General features: G+C 72.2%; 16 protein-coding genes. 2 read left to right on the top strand and 14 right to left on the bottom strand.

Annotated features, from left to right (window positions below):
- Positions 1–471: 471 nt before the first annotated feature.
- The 13 genes from ACT3UL_RS11265 to idi form a co-directional block, all read right to left on the bottom strand.
- Entirely contained in the window at positions 472–1,500 is a 1,029-nt protein-coding gene (locus ACT3UL_RS11265; protein ID WP_444578315.1) for a LacI family DNA-binding transcriptional regulator, read from the bottom strand.
- 147 nt (positions 1,501–1,647) lie between these two features.
- On the bottom strand, positions 1,648–3,000 hold the full coding sequence (locus tag ACT3UL_RS11260) for an FAD-dependent oxidoreductase (protein ID WP_441448209.1): 1,353 nt from the start codon (positions 2,998–3,000) through the stop codon (positions 1,648–1,650).
- The gene (locus ACT3UL_RS11255) at positions 2,997–3,785 is read right to left on the bottom strand and encodes a class I SAM-dependent methyltransferase (RefSeq protein ID WP_441448210.1); all 789 of its coding nucleotides are present in this window, start codon (positions 3,783–3,785) and stop codon (positions 2,997–2,999) included. The genes ACT3UL_RS11260 and ACT3UL_RS11255 overlap by 4 nt, the downstream gene beginning before the upstream one ends.
- The gene (locus ACT3UL_RS11250; RefSeq protein WP_444578314.1) at positions 3,785–4,999 is read right to left on the bottom strand and encodes a type III polyketide synthase; all 1,215 of its coding nucleotides are present in this window, start codon (positions 4,997–4,999) and stop codon (positions 3,785–3,787) included. Before ACT3UL_RS11250 ends, ACT3UL_RS11255 begins: the two co-directional genes overlap by 1 nt.
- A 229-nt stretch (positions 5,000–5,228) precedes the next feature.
- The gene (locus ACT3UL_RS11245; protein WP_441448212.1) at positions 5,229–6,113 is read right to left on the bottom strand and encodes a prenyltransferase; all 885 of its coding nucleotides are present in this window, start codon (positions 6,111–6,113) and stop codon (positions 5,229–5,231) included.
- Positions 6,110–6,421 carry a lycopene cyclase domain-containing protein gene (locus tag ACT3UL_RS11240; RefSeq protein WP_441448213.1) on the bottom strand — a complete coding sequence of 104 codons (312 nt, stop codon included), beginning with the start codon at positions 6,419–6,421 and terminating at the stop codon, positions 6,110–6,112. Before ACT3UL_RS11240 ends, ACT3UL_RS11245 begins: the two co-directional genes overlap by 4 nt.
- Positions 6,418–6,768, bottom strand: a complete 351-nt coding sequence (locus ACT3UL_RS11235; protein ID WP_441448214.1) for a lycopene cyclase domain-containing protein — start codon at positions 6,766–6,768, stop codon at positions 6,418–6,420. The genes ACT3UL_RS11240 and ACT3UL_RS11235 overlap by 4 nt, the downstream gene beginning before the upstream one ends.
- On the bottom strand, positions 6,768–8,486 hold the full coding sequence (crtI, locus tag ACT3UL_RS11230; protein ID WP_444578313.1) for a phytoene desaturase family protein: 1,719 nt from the start codon (positions 8,484–8,486) through the stop codon (positions 6,768–6,770). Before crtI ends, ACT3UL_RS11235 begins: the two co-directional genes overlap by 1 nt.
- Complete coding sequence (locus tag ACT3UL_RS11225; protein ID WP_444578312.1) at positions 8,483–9,349, bottom strand: phytoene/squalene synthase family protein; 867 nt, start codon at positions 9,347–9,349, stop codon at positions 8,483–8,485. The genes crtI and ACT3UL_RS11225 overlap by 4 nt, the downstream gene beginning before the upstream one ends.
- A complete protein-coding gene (locus tag ACT3UL_RS11220) occupies positions 9,346–10,119 on the bottom strand; it encodes a tryptophan-rich sensory protein (RefSeq protein WP_444578311.1) in 774 nt (257 codons plus the stop codon). Before ACT3UL_RS11220 ends, ACT3UL_RS11225 begins: the two co-directional genes overlap by 4 nt.
- Positions 10,116–11,768, bottom strand: a complete 1,653-nt coding sequence (locus ACT3UL_RS11215) for an SDR family oxidoreductase (RefSeq protein ID WP_444578310.1) — start codon at positions 11,766–11,768, stop codon at positions 10,116–10,118. The genes ACT3UL_RS11220 and ACT3UL_RS11215 overlap by 4 nt, the downstream gene beginning before the upstream one ends.
- Positions 11,765–13,042, bottom strand: a complete 1,278-nt coding sequence (locus ACT3UL_RS11210) for a polyprenyl synthetase family protein (RefSeq protein WP_444578309.1) — start codon at positions 13,040–13,042, stop codon at positions 11,765–11,767. Before ACT3UL_RS11210 ends, ACT3UL_RS11215 begins: the two co-directional genes overlap by 4 nt.
- Positions 13,039–13,680, bottom strand: coding sequence for an isopentenyl-diphosphate Delta-isomerase (gene idi / locus ACT3UL_RS11205; protein ID WP_444578308.1), 642 nt, complete (start codon positions 13,678–13,680; stop codon positions 13,039–13,041). Before idi ends, ACT3UL_RS11210 begins: the two co-directional genes overlap by 4 nt.
- An 81-nt stretch (positions 13,681–13,761) precedes the next feature.
- Here idi and ACT3UL_RS11200 point away from each other — a divergent pair, with 81 nt between their 5' ends.
- Positions 13,762–14,292, top strand: a complete 531-nt coding sequence (locus tag ACT3UL_RS11200) for a MarR family winged helix-turn-helix transcriptional regulator (RefSeq protein WP_444578307.1) — start codon at positions 13,762–13,764, stop codon at positions 14,290–14,292.
- A gap of 12 nt (positions 14,293–14,304) precedes the next feature.
- Positions 14,305–15,435: an FUSC family protein gene (locus tag ACT3UL_RS11195; protein WP_444578306.1), complete on the top strand. Its 1,131-nt coding sequence runs from the start codon at positions 14,305–14,307 to the stop codon at positions 15,433–15,435.
- A gap of 126 nt (positions 15,436–15,561) precedes the next feature.
- Here the strand turns inward: ACT3UL_RS11195 and ACT3UL_RS11190 are convergent.
- The coding region (locus ACT3UL_RS11190; RefSeq protein ID WP_444578305.1) for an MFS transporter at positions 15,562–16,257 on the bottom strand (696 nt) is incomplete at its 5' end.

Here is a 16,257-nt window from a genome sequence, read left to right as displayed (position 1 = left end):
GTCGTGGGGTGTCCACCGGCCTGGGGTGTTCAGCGCGTGCCGTCGTGACGTGTCCACCGGCCTGAGGTGTGCAGCGGGAGACGGTGTGACGTATCCACTGGCTTGTGGTGTGCAGCGGGCGTCGTTGTGGCGTATCGACTGGCTTGTGGTGTGCAGCGAGGGCGAATATGCCTCAGCCTGCACACCTCCCGCCGGTGGGTACGCGGCCGGACGGTACGGCACAGCGTGGCTGTGCAGGCCGGAGCAGGGCGAGTCGGGACCAGGCAGGGCCTGGCAGAGCAGTGCAGTGCAGGTTCAGGCCGGGGTATGCAGGCCAGAGCAGTGCGGGTCCGGACCGGACAGGGCCTGGCAGAGCAGTGGGGTTGGGACCGGGGTGTGCAGGCCGCGGCAAGGCGGGCCGGGACAGGGGTGTGCAGGCCGCAGCAAGGCGGGCCGGGACAGGGGTGGGCAGGGTGTGGCAGCCCGGGCGGGTCAGAGGGCGCCGGTGGACTCGCGGCCGATCAGTGAGGCGGGCTCGACCTCCAGCACGGTGCACGGCGGCTCGGCGCCCTCGATCTGGCGCACCAGCAGGTCACCGGCATGATGGCCCATCTCGAAGGGCCTGCGGGCCAGTGCCGTGACCGCGGGGACGGTCAGCTCGGCGATCAGCGAGTCGTCCCAGCTGACCAGGCCGAGCTGCTCGGGCACCGCGATGCCCCGACGCAGAGCTCCGCGGAGCGCGCCGATCGCGAGCAGGTCGCTCGAGGCGACCACCGCCGGCCGGCTGCTGAGCTGCAGGTCGGAGGCCTCGAAAGCGGCGAGCCCGGCGTCGATCGTGTAGGGGCCCGAGGCGTGGACGTGCGGGATCCCGTGCTCCTGGCACAGCGAGCGCAGCAGCTCCAGGCGGCTGCGCTCGTGGGCGAACTGCTCGGGGCCGGTGAGCTGGATGCAGCCGTCGTAGCCGCGCTCGACGATGTGCTCCACGACGGTGCGTGCGTCGTCGGCCTCCGCGGTCATCACCTTCGCGAAGGACTCCGGGCCGGTGTAGTGGCCAAGCACCGAGAAGTCCATGTTCAGCGACTCGAGCACAGCGGGGCGATGGTCGTCCTCGGCGATGTCCAGCAGGACGACGCCGTCGACGCGACGCTGATGGGCCCAGGTGCGGAACACGTCGGACTCCGCGTCGGCGCCTCCCTGCACGAAACGGATCAGCAGCTCGTAGCCGTGCGCCGAGGTGGCGGACTCGATCCCGGCGGTCACCGAGGAGTAGAAGGGCTCCCTCGAGACCTCCTGCGGATCCCGGATCAGCACGAGCCCGACGTTCCCGCTGCGGCCGCGGCGCAGGGCCTGGGCGCCCGAGTGCGGGGTCCACCCCACCTCATGGGCGCGCACGAGAACACGTTCGCGCATCGCAGCGCTCACCCCCGGCTTGTCGTTGAGGGCATAGCTCACCGTCGCGGGAGAGATGCCGAGGTCGCGCGCGATGGTGGCGACGGTCGGACGAGTCGATTTCCGCGACATGGCTGCTTCCGGTCTGTGGGTGGGACGCTGGGAATGCTCTCCAGCGCGGAGGTCACCGCAGGTCGGCAGGTCGGCAGGTCGCTGGATGGCCACATGATAGGTCCCAGGTCTGCGGGGACGGCGTCGCACGGCGGTCGTCGAGGCCGTTCACGAACGATCGAGCGTGGCCCAGCCCATGGAGTACGCCCAGGCCATCCGATGCCGGAGCGGGGTGCGCAGCACCGCCCGGATCCCGGCGTCCCGCACGCCCGCGACCAGGGTTGATCGAGGTCGCCCGAGGACCATGTTCAGCTCTGCCAGGAGTCCGGCGGTGCGTGCTGCGAGTCTCCGGTCGCGGTCGAATCGCTGCAGCAGCGGCATGGTGGGCAACGGGTGGCGGAGATCGCGGGTGATGACCTGCTCGAGCAGGGGTGCCAGCGCGAGGGCGTCGAGCCAGCCCAGGGTGATGCCCTGGCCGCCGATGGGGCTGATCTCGTGGGCGGCGTCCCCGATCAGCACCTGGCGGCCGCGCAGCATGGTCCGGGCCGTCCGCCGCTGCACCGTGAACGCGCTGATCATCGTGGTGGTCGCCGGGTCGATCCGGGCTCCGGTGCGGCGGCGGACGATGGCGGCGAGGTCGTCGGGGTCCGACGCCGTCGGGGCGGTCCCGGTGTGTGCCACCCAGCGGCGTCCGCTGCCCGGCAGCGGGAAGGACTCGACCACGCCGCCGGGGTGGAGATGGATCGTCGCGGGCCGTGCGGCGTGCGATGCCGCGGTGCGCCGGGCGTCGTCAGAGTCGGCGACGTCGCCCATGAGGTACGTGTCGGGGTAGATGCGCAGGTCCGTGCGGATCCCGGCGAGCTCGCGCACCGTGCTGCGCGCCCCGTCGGCGCCCACCACCACTCGGGCGCGCCACGTCGTGGGTCCCGGGTCGGTGCCGGCCGAACCCGCTGCGGGGCTGGCCGAACCCGCTGGGGTGCCGGCCCCGTCGGGCGCCGTTCCCTGCCCGTCCTCCCGTGGGGTTCTCCGGGCTGTCACCTGGACGTCCGCTCCGCGATCCTGGATCGCGACGACGTCGATACCGCGGTGAAGTGCCGCGGGAGCCAACTGGGTCAGGCGCTGGGTGAGCATCTCTTCGGTGACGCTCTGGGGCAGCGCGAGCACGTAAGGACGCTCCGGACAGGACAGCTCGAAGCTCAGAGACCCCAGGTGGCGGTCCCTGCTGCGGGCGGCTCCGCGAAGGATCGGTGCACCTCGGGCGATGGCCGCCGCGTCGAGGCCGACAGCCGTCAGCGCGGCCAGCGCCGGCGGGTGCAGGCCGATGGCGCGGGAGTGGGTGCTGAGCTGCCACCGACGCTCCAGGACCACGGCGTCCACACCCCTCTGCTGCAGCAGGATCGCGAGCAGGAGGCCGGCGGGCCCGCCTCCGACGACGAGCACATCGCAGGTTCGGGCCGATGGATCGGGAACGTCGACGGGATCGGCCGTGCCCGCAGGGTGGCTCGCGGACGTGCTGGTCACGACGGGCCGAGGTGATCTGGGTCGGGCAGGCGGTCGGCCCAGCTGAGACGTGCTGGATCAGCATCGGGGTCGTGGAGGAGGTCGGCGTCGTGGTGGAGGAGGATCCGCGACGGGGCCTGCTCGGTCACGCGCCACACGGGCGGGACCACGGCGCGCAGTTCCGGGACGGTGTAGCTGCGGCGGATCGAGGTCAGCCCGTCCTCCCGGATGAACGACGTCCGGAAGACGGGGTGGAGGGCCGCGGTGCCGGCGGCGAACAGCAGATAGCCCCAGCGGCTGCGCCGGATGTCGCTGTGCACCGCGCGGACCCGGGCGAGCCGCTGGGAGTCGACGAGCAGATCGGAGAGCTGCTCGTCGTCGAGATGATGGAGCAGGTGGTTGGAGATCACGAGGTCGAACGTGCGACCCTCGCCGACGAGCTCGCGGCTGGTCGCCCGGCGGAAGCTCGCGCCGGGAACCGGGGGCCGACGCCTCGCCCACGCATGCGCCCGAGGATCGGGATCGATGCCGGTGACGCGCACGTCGAACCCGTCGCGCCGCGCCCACCGGACCAGACCGCGGGAGAGGTCCCCGCCGCCGGAGCCGATGTCGAGCACGGTGGTGGGTCGATCTCGGGACAGCACCGGACGCAGGTGACGGGTGTAGGTCGTGCGCCAGCCGGCGACCAGCGCGTTGACGATCCGGAACCGGGCGTAGGTGCGATCCAGCATCTCCGGGTCGCAGTCCGCGGCGTCCATCTGCTCGGTGAGGCTCCGCGCCCGGTGGCGCAGCGGGGGAGGGATCATCAGGTCCCCGTCGGCCCGACCGGCGTGACCGGCCCGACCGGCGCGATCCGGGCGGCGGCGGGCGAGAGCCGCGGTGAGGCGGGGCTGCCCGGGACCCGGGTCATCAGCGCAGATTCGACGGTGAGGCCCGGCCCGAACGCCATCGCGCAGACCCGCTCCTCGGCGACGGCCGACCCGCCCTCGAGGATGTGCTTGAGCACGAACATCACGGTCGCGCTGCTCATGTTCCCGTAGTCGCGCAGGGTGTCACGGGCCGGGACCAGCTGCTCGGCGCTCAAGTCCAGCCGGGCCTCGACCTTGTCCAGGATGCTGCGGCCGCCCGGATGGATCGCCCAGTGCTCGATCTCGGCGTAGTCGCGCTGCGCGAGGGAGGGATCGTGCGCGAGCAGAGGGGCCAGCGCGCCGGTGATGTGCTCGTCGATGATGTGAGGGACGTAGGTGCCCAGCACCATCTCGAAACCGTGGTCGCCGATGTTCCAGGCCATGGCCTCCTCGCCGACCGGCGTCAGGACCGTCTCGAAGTGGTCCAGCGTCAGGACCGGTCGCTGCGAGGGGAGATCGCGGCCGGTGACCACGGCCGCCGCGGCGCCGTCGGCGAACAACGAGGAGCCGACGATGGTGTCCGGGTCGTTGGAGGTGCGCACGTGCAGGGTGCACAGCTCGACGGTCACGACCAGCACCACCGCCTCCGGATCGGCGCGGCAGATGATCTGGGCCTGCCGCAGGGCCGGGAACGCGGCATAGCAGCCCATGAACCCCAGGTGGTAGCGCTGCACGGAAGGATCCAGGCCCAGGGCGCGCACGATGCGGTAGTCGGGACCGGGGGCGAAGAACCCGGTGCAGGAGACGGTGATGACGTGGGTGACGTCCGCCGCGCCGAGACCCTCGCTGGCCTCCAACGCCGCAGCCGCAGTGCGTACGTAGAGCTCGGTGGCCTCCCGGGCGAAGACCTGGTTGCGGGCGCCGGTGGTCGGGTTCAGGAAGGCGTGGGTGGTGGCGTCGAAGAACACCGGGTCCTCATGCGCCGCGTCCTCGCCCCATTCGGTGAGCGCGGAATAGCGTCGCTCGATCCCGGAGTTGTCGAAGGCCGAGCTGACCAGCCGGGTGCCGAGCCGGCTCAGGCCGGGCTGGGCGAGGAAGACGTCGCGCAGCTCCTGCTGGGCGAGCTCCGTGCCGGGTACTGCCAGTTCCAAGGACCTCAGGGTGACCGTCATGCTTCATTCTCTCGGTGCGTGATCCGGGGCACAACGGGTCGTGGAGAGGCGGCGGGCTGCGTGAGGGCGCGACCGAGCCCGGCACCGGTCCACGTGCGTGCCTGGTGCGTCGGGGCGGTTCGATATCGGTGTGGACCGATCGGTCGAGGGTCGAAGGTGGAGGGTCGAGGGTCGAGGGCCGGGGTCGGGAGGGGTGGGGAGCGGTGGGAACGAGCAGTGGTGAGCGAGGTCAGCTGCGCAGGGCGATCCAGATCAGCAGCTGGGTGAGCAGGAACCCGGTCAGCAGGTTCAGGGCCAGGAACCGCCGCCAGCCGGGACGGGCGCGGTCGCCGTGCTCGTCGGACAGCGAACGGTACGGCCAGATGCTCGCGATGTAAGGGATGACCAGGAGTCCTGCCAGCAGTGCGGGCCATCCGGCGACGAGCATGAGGAGCCCGGCGGCGGCGTACAGGGCCAGCGAGAGGCGAACCGTCGTGCGTGCCCCGAGCACGGTGGCGATCGATCCGATCCCGGCCTCCCGGTCGGGCACGATGTCCTGCACGGCGCCGAAGGCGTGCGAGGCCATGCCCCACAGGAAGAACGCGGCCAGCGCCGCGAGGGCGGCGAGTGTGAGCGGTGCGCCGGACAGGGCCAGGCCCACGGCGGCGGGGCCGACGAAATGCGTCGACGAGGTGAGCGAGTCCAGCACCGGACGCTCCTTGAGGCGCAGCCCCGGCGCGGAGTATCCGATCACTGCCGCCAGCACGACCATGAGCACGAGGGCGGAGGTCAGCGAGCCGAGCAGCAGGAGCGCGATCACGAAGGGCAGGGCGAGCAGCCCGGCGGACCACAGTGTGAGCGTGTGCCAGCGGCTGTCCAGCACGATCCCCTCGACGCCGCCCTTGCGCGGGTTGCGCAGGTCCGATTCGTGGTCGAAGACATCGTTGATCCCGTACATGAGCAGGTTGTACGGCACGAGGAAGAACACCGTGCCGAGCACGAGCGTGAGGGTGATGCCGCCGCCGGCCAGCAGGTATGCCGCTGCGAAGGGGTAGGCGGTGTTGATCCAGCTCAGCGGGCGGGAGGAGCCCACCACCTGGCGGACGGCGCCGGGCGCGCCGGTGGTCGTGGTCATCGGTCCTTCTCCTGGGGGTTCAGCAGCAGGGCGAGTGAGGGCAGCAGCAGTCCGGCGGCGATCGGCCAGGCGAGGTCCTCCACCGGCACCAGCGCGATCCGCAGCCCGCTCAGCTGGGACTCGTCGTACCGGAACAGGTCCGCCGCGATCATCGCGGTGTCGAACACGATCGTGAGGAGCAGCAGCCCGACGACGGTCCCGGCGGTCACCGCCCACCAGCGTGGTCCGGGCCGACGCACCACGGCGGCGAGCGCCGTCACCAGCACCGGGGGCAGGAGGAAGAGGGCGGCGAGCAGGGCGTAGGTCATGCCGCCCTCCTCCGGCGCTCTCTCCTCCGGGGCATCGCACGGGCGAGCAGGCCCCACAGCACGAGCGTCGTGTAGGCGAGGAAGCTGACGAACACGAGCTCCTCGAGGGGCAGATCGGGCAGGAGCTCGATGCCGGTCATCGCCGGGCTCTGACCGGTCCGGTAGTGACCGGAGGCGATCGCGGCGAGATCCCAGAGCAGGAAGAAGACGATCCCGATCGCGAGGGTGAGCACGAGGGTTCGGGCAGCGCGCTTCGGCGTCCGCCACAGGACGAGGCGGAAGCGATGATCCAGCAGCACGATGCATCCGGTGGGGACCAGCAGCACGGCGAGGTACAGCCCGGCCATCAGGCGTCGACCCCGGTGCTCGCGGCCGTCGTCGTCCGAGTGCCGGCCTCGCCGGGCGCGCGGGATCCCGCCGGCGGTTCGGGCAGCGGCGCGGAGGAGCGGTCTCCCCGCAGCCTCTTGGCCACGAGCTCCGCGCTGATCAGGCACATCGGCAGGCCGATGCCGGGCAGCGTGCTGGAGCCCGCGTAGAACAGCCCGGACACGTGGCGGGAGGCGTTGCCGGCGCGGAAGAAGGCGCTCTGGCGCAGGGTGTGCGCCGGGCCGAGCATGCTGCCCTGCCAGGCCCCGAGATCCTCGGCGAACTCGGCCGGACCGACCGTGCGGCGCACCACGATGCGCTCGGTGAGGTCGGGGATCCCGGCCTGCTCGGCGATCCGCGCGATCGCCTCGTCGGCGATGCGCTCGACGGCGGGGGAACCGCTCCCGTCCACGCCGCCGTGACCCAGCGACGGGTCCGACGGCACGGGGACCAGCACGAACAGGTTCTCGTGTCCGGGTGGCGCGACCGACGGATCGGTCGCCGAGGGCCGGCACACGTACGACGAGGCCGGGGACGGGACGCGTCCCTCGCGGATCGCCCCGAAGTTCTCGTGCCAGTCGCGGGTGAAGAGCAGGGTGTGGTGCTGCAGCTGCGGAAGCTCGCCCCGCACGCCGAGCAGCACCAGCACCGCGCCGGGTCCGCTCGTGCGCCGCCGCCACCACGACTCCGGATAGGTCTGCAGCGGGCGCGGCAGCAGGGTGGTCTCGACGTGATGGAGGTCCGCGGTGGCGACGACGACGTCGGCGTGGAGGACGCGGTGGTCCCCGTCGGCCGTCCGCACCTCGACTCCCTGCACCTCGGGCTTCCGCGCCCGTGTGCCGCGTCCCTTGGCGCTCGGGGCGGTGAGGATCCGTGTGGCGCGCGTGCCGGTGTGCAGGCGCACGCCCTCGCGTTCGGCGAGGCCGACGATTGCATCGATCAGGCGAGCGAAGCCACCCTGCGGGTACTGGACGCCACCCGTCAGGTCCAGGGCGCTCATCAGGTGGTACATGCTCGGGGTGCGGTCCGGCGAGGAGCCGAGGAACACCGCCGGATAGCCGAGCACCTGGCGCAGCCGCGGATCCCGGAAGCGCCGTGCGACGAACCGTTCGAGGGGCTCGGCGAGCAGTGCCAGCAGCCGGGGTGCCCGGGTGATCACGGCAGGGTCCAGGAATCCTCGCAGCGAGGTGAAGGACGTATACAGGAAGTGCTTCAGCGCCAGGTCGTAGGTGTTCCCGGCGGAGTCGAGGTACTCCGCGAGCCGGCGTCCCGCGCCGGGTTCGATCTCCTCGAAGGCGTCGGCATTGCGGGCGGCGGAGGCGTGGATGTCCAGCGGCTCCTCGTATCCCTCGAAGAGCACGCGGTAGCCCGGGTCCAGGGGGCGCAGGTCCAGCTGCTCGGCGGACGATGTGCCGAGGAGGCGGAGGAAGTGGTCGAAGACCTCGGGCATCAGGTACCAGGAGGGGCCGGTGTCGAAGCGGAAGCCGTCGCGCTCCCACGAGCCGGCGCGGCCGCCGAGCTCCTCGCGCGCCTCGACCAGGTCCACCTGGTAGCCGTCGCGGGCCAGCAGGGCGGCGGTCGCGAGTCCGGAGATCCCGCCGCCGATGACGACCGCGGTGCGGGGGTTGGAAGCGCTGGCGATGGAGGCGCGGGGATCGGTGGTGCGGGGCCTGGAGGGGCGAGGATCGGAGGTGCTCATGCGCGCCTGCTCAGCAGGACGCGCACGAGGATCTGCGCCTTCTCATGATCGGGGACCCGCACCCGGGTGCGGCGGATCTCCGCGGCGGGGGTGGCCCGCAGCCGGCGGGACAGCGCGCTGTACAGGCCGTGCGCGGCGGCCACGGCCCGACGGCTGCCGCCGGGCAGGTGGGGGATCGCGGCGGCGGCGCGATCGAGATCCGCGTCGATGTCGTCGAGCAGCTGGTCGCGGTGCGCGTCGGAGAAGTGTGCGGGGTCCAGGCCCGGGAAGTAGGTGCGGCCCAGCTGGTCGTGATCCTCTGCGAGGTCGCGCAGGAAGTTGACCTTCTGGAACGCGGCGCCCAGGCTCTGCGCAGGCTCCCGCAGCCGCGCATAGGCGGCATCGTCCCCGGCGACGAAGACCCGCAGGCACATCAGCCCGACCACTTCGGCACTGCCGTGCACGTACTCCTGCAGGCTCGCCGGGTCGTGCTCGGTGACGGACAGGTCGGCGCGCATCGAGGCGAAGAACGGGTCGAGCAGCTCGGGCCCGATGCCGTAGCGGCGGGCGGTGATCGCGAAGGCCTGCACCACGAGGTTGGTGGAACGGCCCCGCTGCACCGCCCGCGCCGTCTCGGCGGCGAGGTCGTCGAGCATCTGGGCACGGAGCGTGTCCGGCAGGAGCGGGTCGGGGTCGTCCACCGTCTCGTCGGCCACGCGCACCAGCGCATAGATGCTGCGCACATGCGTGCGCACCGGTTCCTCCAGGAGCCGCACGGCCCAGCCGAACGAGGTCGAGTAGCCCGCGATGACGGTGCGCGCGCTGCGCTGCGCGACCCGGTCGTAGTGGGCGCCGGGCCCTTCGGGCGGGCGCAGGGTGCTCATCGCACAGCCCCGTCCGGTGCCCGTCGGCCGCGCAGCCATCCAGTGGCCGCGGCGATCGTGATCACGAGGGCCGCGGTGGCGGCGGCGATCGCGACGACGGGGGAGTGCGGGGCGTCGGCGGCACGGCCCACGGCGATCCAGGCCAGGCCCCAGACCATCGCGGCCGGTGCGGCGATCGGGCGCCGCCCCGCCACCGTGAGGGCGATGCCGAGCGCGGCGACGACCGCGAGCACCACGACGGCGATCACCTCCGGGACCCCGAAGCCCAGGAAGCCGGCACCCTTCAGCGCCGCGGCGATGTTCGCGCAGGTCGCGACGCTCACCCAGCCGAGATACAGGCCGAAGGTGCCGTCGACGACGACCCGCTCGAGGGCGCTGCGGGCCGGGTGCACCGTGATCCGGTGGAACAGCAGGGCCAGCACGCCCAGCAGCACGGCGATCACCGGCACGCTGACCCACACCCAGCCGGCCTGGATCGTGAGGATCCAGGCGGCGTTGAGCAGCAGCGAGGCGATGGCCGGGACGGCGATCCCGCGCTCGTCGCGGGCGTCCCACCACTGCCACAGGGTGTAGGCCCCGAGGCCCAGGTAGATCAGCGACCAGATCGAGAACGCCGAGGAGGCCGGGGCGAGATGGGTGGAGTCCGCGGCGAGCAGTCCGCCCGCGGCCTCGGCGATCGGATCTCCTCCGAAGGCACCCACGCCGATGGCGGTTCCGACCATGGCGGCCAGGAAGGCGAGGGTCACGGCCCCGCGGCGGAGGATCGTCATGAGCTGGACTCCTGATCGGGTCGACGGGAGGTGCGGGGGAAGGTCGTGCCGGAACCGGTCGAGCCGGAATCGGTCGGGTCAGAACCGGTCAAGCGGGGGCGGGCGGTGGGAGCACTCGTGGTGGCGCCCTCGGCGGCGCGGGCGATGTTGCGCTGCATACCGCCGAAGACGATGCCGTGGAAGGGCCAGACGGCCCACCAGTACGCGTCCCCGAGCAGGCCGCGCGGGTGGTAGATGGCGCGCTGGTGCAGGCGCGAGCCGCCGTCGGCCTCGGCCTCGACCCGCAGCTCGAGCCAGGCCTCACCCGGGACCCGCATCTCGGCGCGCAGGCGCAGCAGACGGCCCGACTCGAGCCGTTCCACCCGCCACCAGTCCAGGGCATCGCCCACCGAGAGGCGCTGCGGATGACGGCGACCGCGGCGCAGTCCCGGACCGCCGACGATCCGATCCATCAGCCCGCGGGCGACCCAGCCGAGACGCCAGGAGTACCAGCCGTTCGCGCCGCCGATGCCCTCGACGACGGACCACAGGGTCTCCGCGGTCGCCGCGACGCGCCGGCTGCGTTCGTCGCCCCGGACGATGCCGCCGGCCCACTGCGGGTCCTCGGGCAGCGGGGCCGACGGTGCCCCGGCCGGTGCTGCGGAGTGCCAGGCGGTGCTCACGTCGAGCTCGTGGATCCGGGTCAGGGCGAGGGAGATGGCACGGTCCACCCCGGTGAGCCCTCCCTCGGGGTCGGGGATGAGCCTACGGAGGTCGGACTCCGCCGCGACGGACTCGTGGATCAGCGACTCGACCAGCGGACGGGCGATCCCGGTGGGGACCGGCGTGACCAGGCCGATCCAGTGGCTCGCCAGGCGCGGGGTGAGCACGGGGACCGCCTGGATCCGGCGCGGTCGCAGCCCGGCGACCCGCGCATAGGCCCGCAGCAGGCCGGCGTAGGTGAGCACGTCGGGTCCGCCGACGTCGAAGGTGCGGTTCGGTGCGCCCTCGAGCCGGGCTGCGCCGACGAGGTAGTGGAGCACGTCGCGCACGGCGATCGGCTGGATGCGGTTGTGGACCCAGCGCGGCGCGATCATCACCGGGAGACGCTCGGCGAGGTGGCTCATCACCTCGAAGGAGGCGCTGCCGGAGCCGAGGATCACCGCGGCGCGCAGCACCACGGCAGGGACCTCGCCGGCCAGGAGCACGTCCCCGACCTCCTTCCGGGAGGCCATGTGCGGGGAGAGCTCCTCATCCTCGGGATGGATGCCGCCGAGGTAGACGATGCGTCGCACCCCGGACCGTGCCGCGGCGTCCGCGAAGTTCTGCACCCCGGTGCGGTCGTGGTCGGCGAATCCCTTGCCGCCGCCCATGGCGTGGATCAGGTAGTAGGCGACGTCGACGCCGTCCAACGCGTCGGCCAGCGTCGCGGCATCCATGACGTCCGCCTCGACCACCTCGACGTCGTCCCGCCAGGGGCGCCCGTCGAGCCGGTCGGCGTGCCGGGCCATCGCGCGCACCCGCAGGCCGGCGCGGAGCAGCTCGGGGATCACCCGGCCGCCGATGTAGCCGGTGGCGCCGGTGACGAGGACCAGCGGGGCGTCGGGTCCGGAGCCGGTGCTGCCGGCGGGGGTGATGCCTTCTGAAGTGCTGCCATCTGCAGTGCTCATGAGGAGGATCCTGTCGTCGCCGGGCTGCGGTGCGCGGGGGCTGCACGGGTGGGGTCTCGGTACGCGGCGCCGCGATGAGGCGAAGTGTCCCCGTCGGGGCGAGGGGCTGGCAAGGATTCTGCCGGGTCCGCTTCCCGGCCCGGGGCCGACGACGGCTGCGAGGAGAGCAGGAGATCGGCGGTGCGCAGGATCTCCTCGGTCGCGGTGCTCAGGGCGTGCACGAGGGCGGCCGGCAGCCGGTGGCGGATCGCGGAGGAGACGGCGCTGGCCAGGTGCCAGCGGGCCAGCTCCTCCGTCCATGCCCGGGAACCGCTGTCGGTGAGCAGCCTGCGCGCGCGACGGGCGTCCTCGCCGTCGAGGTCCGGCCGTCCCAGCAGCGGCTGGAGCTGAGGCCACTGGGCGGTGGTGGTCGCGTGCGCGATGAGCACGGTGCGCTTGCCCTCGCGCAGGTCGCCGAGCGTGCTCTTGCCGGTGCGGCGCTCGTCGCCGAACAGCCCCAGCAGGTCGTCGAACAGCTGGAAGCCGATGCCGAGCAGGCTGCCGATCTCGTCGAGGGCGGCGAGGGTCGCGTCCTCGGCGTCGGCGAGCAGCGCGCCCGCGTGGAGCGGGAACTGGAAGGAGTAGACCGCGGTCTTGAACTCGGCGACGGCCAGAGCGTCCCTCAGCGCCGCGGACTGCGCTGTCTGGCTCGACTGCGCCGTCTCGCTCGACTGCTCCGCCTGATCGGGGTGCAGCTCGGATCGCAGGTCCAGCTGCAGGCGCACGTCGGCGAGCTCGCCGACAGCGGACTCGTGGACGGTGGTCTCGACGAGATCCAGCAGGCGGTCGACCACGGGGGCAGGGGCTTCGCAGCGGGCGATCGCCCGGAACGCCGCGAGCAGGCCGAGATCGCCGGCGAGGATGCCGGCCGCCTCGCCGTAGCGCTGGGCAGCGGCGAGGGAGGCCCCGCGCTGCTGGACGTCCTGCGCGAAGCTGCCGGGAAGGCTGGGCACGCCGCGTCGCGTCGGATCGCCGTCGATCACGTCGTCCTGGACGACGAAGGCGGTGTGCAGCAGCTCGAGGGCGGCGGCGACCTGGACCGCAGCCACCTCACGCCCACCGCCGAGGGCGCCGTGCGTGGCCGTGAGCAGCGCGGGTCGGAACCGCTTCCCCCCGTCGGCGGCGCGGGCGAAGGCATCCCACAGGTCGCGGTGCTCCGGGCTCGAGGAGGTGACGCCGCGCGAGAGCAGGCGCGCGATCTCCCGGTCCACGGCGCCGTGGTCGTGGGCGCTCATGACCTGCTCGCGGGTGCGGGTGCGGGTGCGGGGGCGGGGGCGGCGGCGGGGCCCGGCGTCTGTGCGGCCGACGGGACGAGGCGTCCACGCAGATCGGGGACCTGGGAGACCATCCACGGGCTCAGGGTCCAGGGCGCGAGGTCCACGAGTGCGGCGATCTCTCCGGGGGCGACCCAGTGCAGGTCCATGACCTCTGCGGGATTCGGCGTGGGCTCGCCGACGGCGTCGGCGATGAAGACGGGGCAGATCTCGTTCTCCACCACTCCGGAGGCGTCAACTGCGCGATAGCGGAAGTCCGGCAGTGCTTCGCGCACCCCGCGCACCTCCAGGCCCAGCTCGTGGGTTGCGTGGCGGGCGACGGCAGCGGCGAAGGACTCGCCCTGGCGCGGATGCCCGCAGAAGGAGTTGGTCCAGACTCCGGGCCAGGTGCGCTTGGTCAGGGCACGGCGGGTGACCAGCACCTGGCCGTCCGCGCGCACCACGTGGCAGGAGAACGCGAGATGGAGCTGCGTCGTGGCGGTGTGGACGGTGGCGCGTGCGGCGAGGCCCAGCGGAGTGCGGTTCTCATCCATCAGGATCACGTGGTCCTGAGGTGCGGAAGACACCTCGACACCGATCCCCTGTGCAGTCTCGGTCATGCCGCCTCCTCAATAGTGTGTGGCCCAGGCCCACCGTCATGTCCTTAGCCAATCTAGGTAGTTTAACGGTAACATCGGAGGATGGTCGAGAGCGCGGGGGAGACGAGCGGGAGCTCGGGCGGTTCGTACTGGTACGACGGCGGCGATTCGGCTGTTGACCTCCTGTCGGCCCTGCGAGGATTCCGCGCGGCCGATCACGAGCTGCGTCGGCGCATGAGCGCCGGCATGGAGATGAACACCACGGACCTCTCCGCGCTCCGCTACGTGATCGCGCACGAGCTCGGGGAGGATCCCGCGACCCCGCAGGCGCTCGCGCGGAACCTGGGGATCTCGGGGGCGTCGACCTCGAAGCTGCTGGATCGGCTCACCGAGTCCGGCCACCTCGAGCGCGTGCCTCACCCTCGGGACGGCCGCTCCCGCATCGCCGTGGCCACGGACCACGCCCATACCCAGGTCCGTGAGCGACTCGGTGGGATGCACGAGCGGATGCTCGAGATCGCCCACCTGGTGCCGCCGTCGGCCCGGCCGGCCGCCATCGAGTTCCTCCGGGCGATGGCCCGGCATCTCGAGACCGAGGCGCCGCCCGAGGAGCTCACCGCCCGCGAGGTGTGAGACCGTCGACGGATGGTCGACACCCTGCAGGATCGTGCGCAGAAGCTGTGGGCCGCCGCGGTGCAGCCCGAGGCGGTCACCGGCTGGCTGCAGATCGCCAAGGCGGTGATCGCGGGCACCGTCGCCTGGTGGCTGTCGCGGGACGTGCTCGACTCCCAGATGCCCTTCCTGGCCCCGTGGACCGCCCTGCTCACGGTGCATCTCACGGTGTACCGATCCGTCTCCCGCGGCCTGCAGACCCTGGTCGCCTCGATCCTCGGCGTCGCGCTGTCCTTCGTGATCGGCGCCTGGCTCGGGGTCAGCGTCGGCACCTTCGCGCTCGCCCTGGCCGTCGGGATGGTCCTGGCGCTGGTGCCGTGGATCCGGGACGAAGGGGTCGCGATCGCGACCACCGCGATCTTCGTGCTGGGCGCGGGCTTCGGGCAGCAGCAGCCGCTGCTGCTGGACCGGATCCTGGAGATCGGGCTCGGCGTCGCCGTGGGGATCGCCGTGAACCTGCTGATCATCCCGCCGCTGCGGGAGAAGCAGGCGGCGCGCTACGTGGACAGCATCAACCGCCGGATGGGCGGCGTGCTGGTCGACATGGCCGACGAGTTCGCCACCGCCTGGGACACCGAGCGGGCCGACGCCTGGGTCGAGGAGACCCGGTCGATGTCCCGGGAGCTCGCCAGCGCCTGGCAGGAGGTGCACTTCGCCCGCGAGAGCGAACGGGGGAACCCCCGCACCCGGCGCGCGGGTGCCCTCCTCCGCCGTCACCGCGGCACCCCGGCGGATGATGCCGAGGAGGCCTCCTACGAGGAGATCCTGGCCCGGGTCGAGGAAGGGATCTCGCACCTCCGGCACCTGTCGCGCACGCTCCGCGAGGGCGCCTACGCCGAGGGTGAATGGGACGACCGCTTCCGTCAGCGCTGGGTCGCGATCGTCCGCGATGCGGGCCGGTCGATCGCGGATCCCGATGCGGAGGTGGAGCCGATCGCCGACCGGCTTTCGGGCCTCGCCCTCGACCTGGCCGACAACACCGAGCTGCCGCGGCGCTCCTGGCCGCTCTACGGCTCCCTGATCGCGAGCATGCTGCACATCGCCGTCATCGTGGACGACGTCGCCTCCGCGCGGGCCGCCCGTGAGACGCCATCCACCTCATAGTCGAGGCCGGGCAGCAGAGACCGGTTGGATGAGGTCGGCTGGGTCAGGCCGGACGCAGATCGGCGCGGACCTCCGCGGGTTCCCCCGCAGGACGTCCGCGCCGATGTCGGCCCAGAAGGTGCCGATTCAGAAGGTGCCGGCGGCCACCTGGTCGCTGCGCTCCTGCTGGCGCTCCACGTCCCGGGGGTACACCTTGTAGAACAGCATCCAGTACAGGGCGTTGAGCAGGTACGGCACGACGACGAACCACAGGAACATCGTCTGGCTGCTGAAGGCCTCGGCGACGAAGCCGAGCCCCAGGGACATGAGGGCGGTGACGCCGCCCTGGATGAGCGAGAACAGCATCGCGAAGGCGGTGGCACTGAGCTGGGTGGGCACCACGTTGGAGACCATCGGCAGCACGCAGCCGGAGAAGCCGATCGAGAACACCAGGCCCAGCAGGAAGGTGATCGGGGCCGCGGCGCCGAAGCCCTCGTAGGGGAGCTGGGTCACGATCGCGACGGTCGCGGCGAACGAGACCAGGTAGATCTGCATCAGCATGATGCGGCCCTTCTCGCCGAACTTCCGCACGAACAGGTCCGCCAGGCGGCCGCCGAGGAAGGCGGAGAACACTGCGCCGATCGAGAAGCAGGACATGGTCAGGGTGGTCTCGAAGACGCTGACCCCCCGTTCGACGACCAGGAAGTTCGGGTAGAAGGCGAGCAGCACGAGGCTCGTGACGAGCACGACCATGCCGGCCATGAGGGAGATGGTGGGGATCTTGAAGAGCTTCACGCCGTCGGAGATCTTGAACGTCCCGGCCTCGGCCATGGGACTGCCGCG

Source organism: Brachybacterium sp. 107, from assembly GCF_052379725.1.
GTDB lineage: Bacteria > Actinomycetota > Actinomycetes > Actinomycetales > Dermabacteraceae > Brachybacterium.
This window is presented reverse-complemented; position numbering and strand designations above follow the sequence as displayed.

What these genes read in the sequence shown, in the direction of transcription:
- ACT3UL_RS11250 (WP_444578314.1), bottom strand. Translation starts at nt 4,999, where the DNA reads ATGACGGTCACCCTGAGGTCCTTGGAACTGGCAGTACCCGGCACGGAG.
- ACT3UL_RS11195 (WP_444578306.1), top strand. Translation starts at nt 14,305, where the DNA reads ATGGTCGACACCCTGCAGGATCGTGCGCAGAAGCTGTGGGCCGCCGCG.
- ACT3UL_RS11215 (WP_444578310.1), bottom strand. Translation starts at nt 11,768, where the DNA reads ATGAGCACTGCAGATGGCAGCACTTCAGAAGGCATCACCCCCGCCGGC.
- ACT3UL_RS11200 (WP_444578307.1), top strand. Translation starts at nt 13,762, where the DNA reads ATGGTCGAGAGCGCGGGGGAGACGAGCGGGAGCTCGGGCGGTTCGTAC.
- ACT3UL_RS11235 (WP_441448214.1), bottom strand. Translation starts at nt 6,768, where the DNA reads ATGGCCGGGCTGTACCTCGCCGTGCTGCTGGTCCCCACCGGATGCATC.
- crtI (WP_444578313.1), bottom strand. Translation starts at nt 8,486, where the DNA reads ATGAGCACCTCCGATCCTCGCCCCTCCAGGCCCCGCACCACCGATCCC.
- ACT3UL_RS11240 (WP_441448213.1), bottom strand. Translation starts at nt 6,421, where the DNA reads ATGACCTACGCCCTGCTCGCCGCCCTCTTCCTCCTGCCCCCGGTGCTG.
- idi (WP_444578308.1), bottom strand. Translation starts at nt 13,680, where the DNA reads ATGACCGAGACTGCACAGGGGATCGGTGTCGAGGTGTCTTCCGCACCT.
- ACT3UL_RS11265 (WP_444578315.1), bottom strand. Translation starts at nt 1,500, where the DNA reads ATGTCGCGGAAATCGACTCGTCCGACCGTCGCCACCATCGCGCGCGAC.
- ACT3UL_RS11225 (WP_444578312.1), bottom strand. Translation starts at nt 9,349, where the DNA reads ATGAGCACCCTGCGCCCGCCCGAAGGGCCCGGCGCCCACTACGACCGG.
- ACT3UL_RS11255 (WP_441448210.1), bottom strand. Translation starts at nt 3,785, where the DNA reads ATGATCCCTCCCCCGCTGCGCCACCGGGCGCGGAGCCTCACCGAGCAG.
- ACT3UL_RS11220 (WP_444578311.1), bottom strand. Translation starts at nt 10,119, where the DNA reads ATGACGATCCTCCGCCGCGGGGCCGTGACCCTCGCCTTCCTGGCCGCC.
- ACT3UL_RS11245 (WP_441448212.1), bottom strand. Translation starts at nt 6,113, where the DNA reads ATGACCACGACCACCGGCGCGCCCGGCGCCGTCCGCCAGGTGGTGGGC.
- ACT3UL_RS11210 (WP_444578309.1), bottom strand. Translation starts at nt 13,042, where the DNA reads ATGAGCGCCCACGACCACGGCGCCGTGGACCGGGAGATCGCGCGCCTG.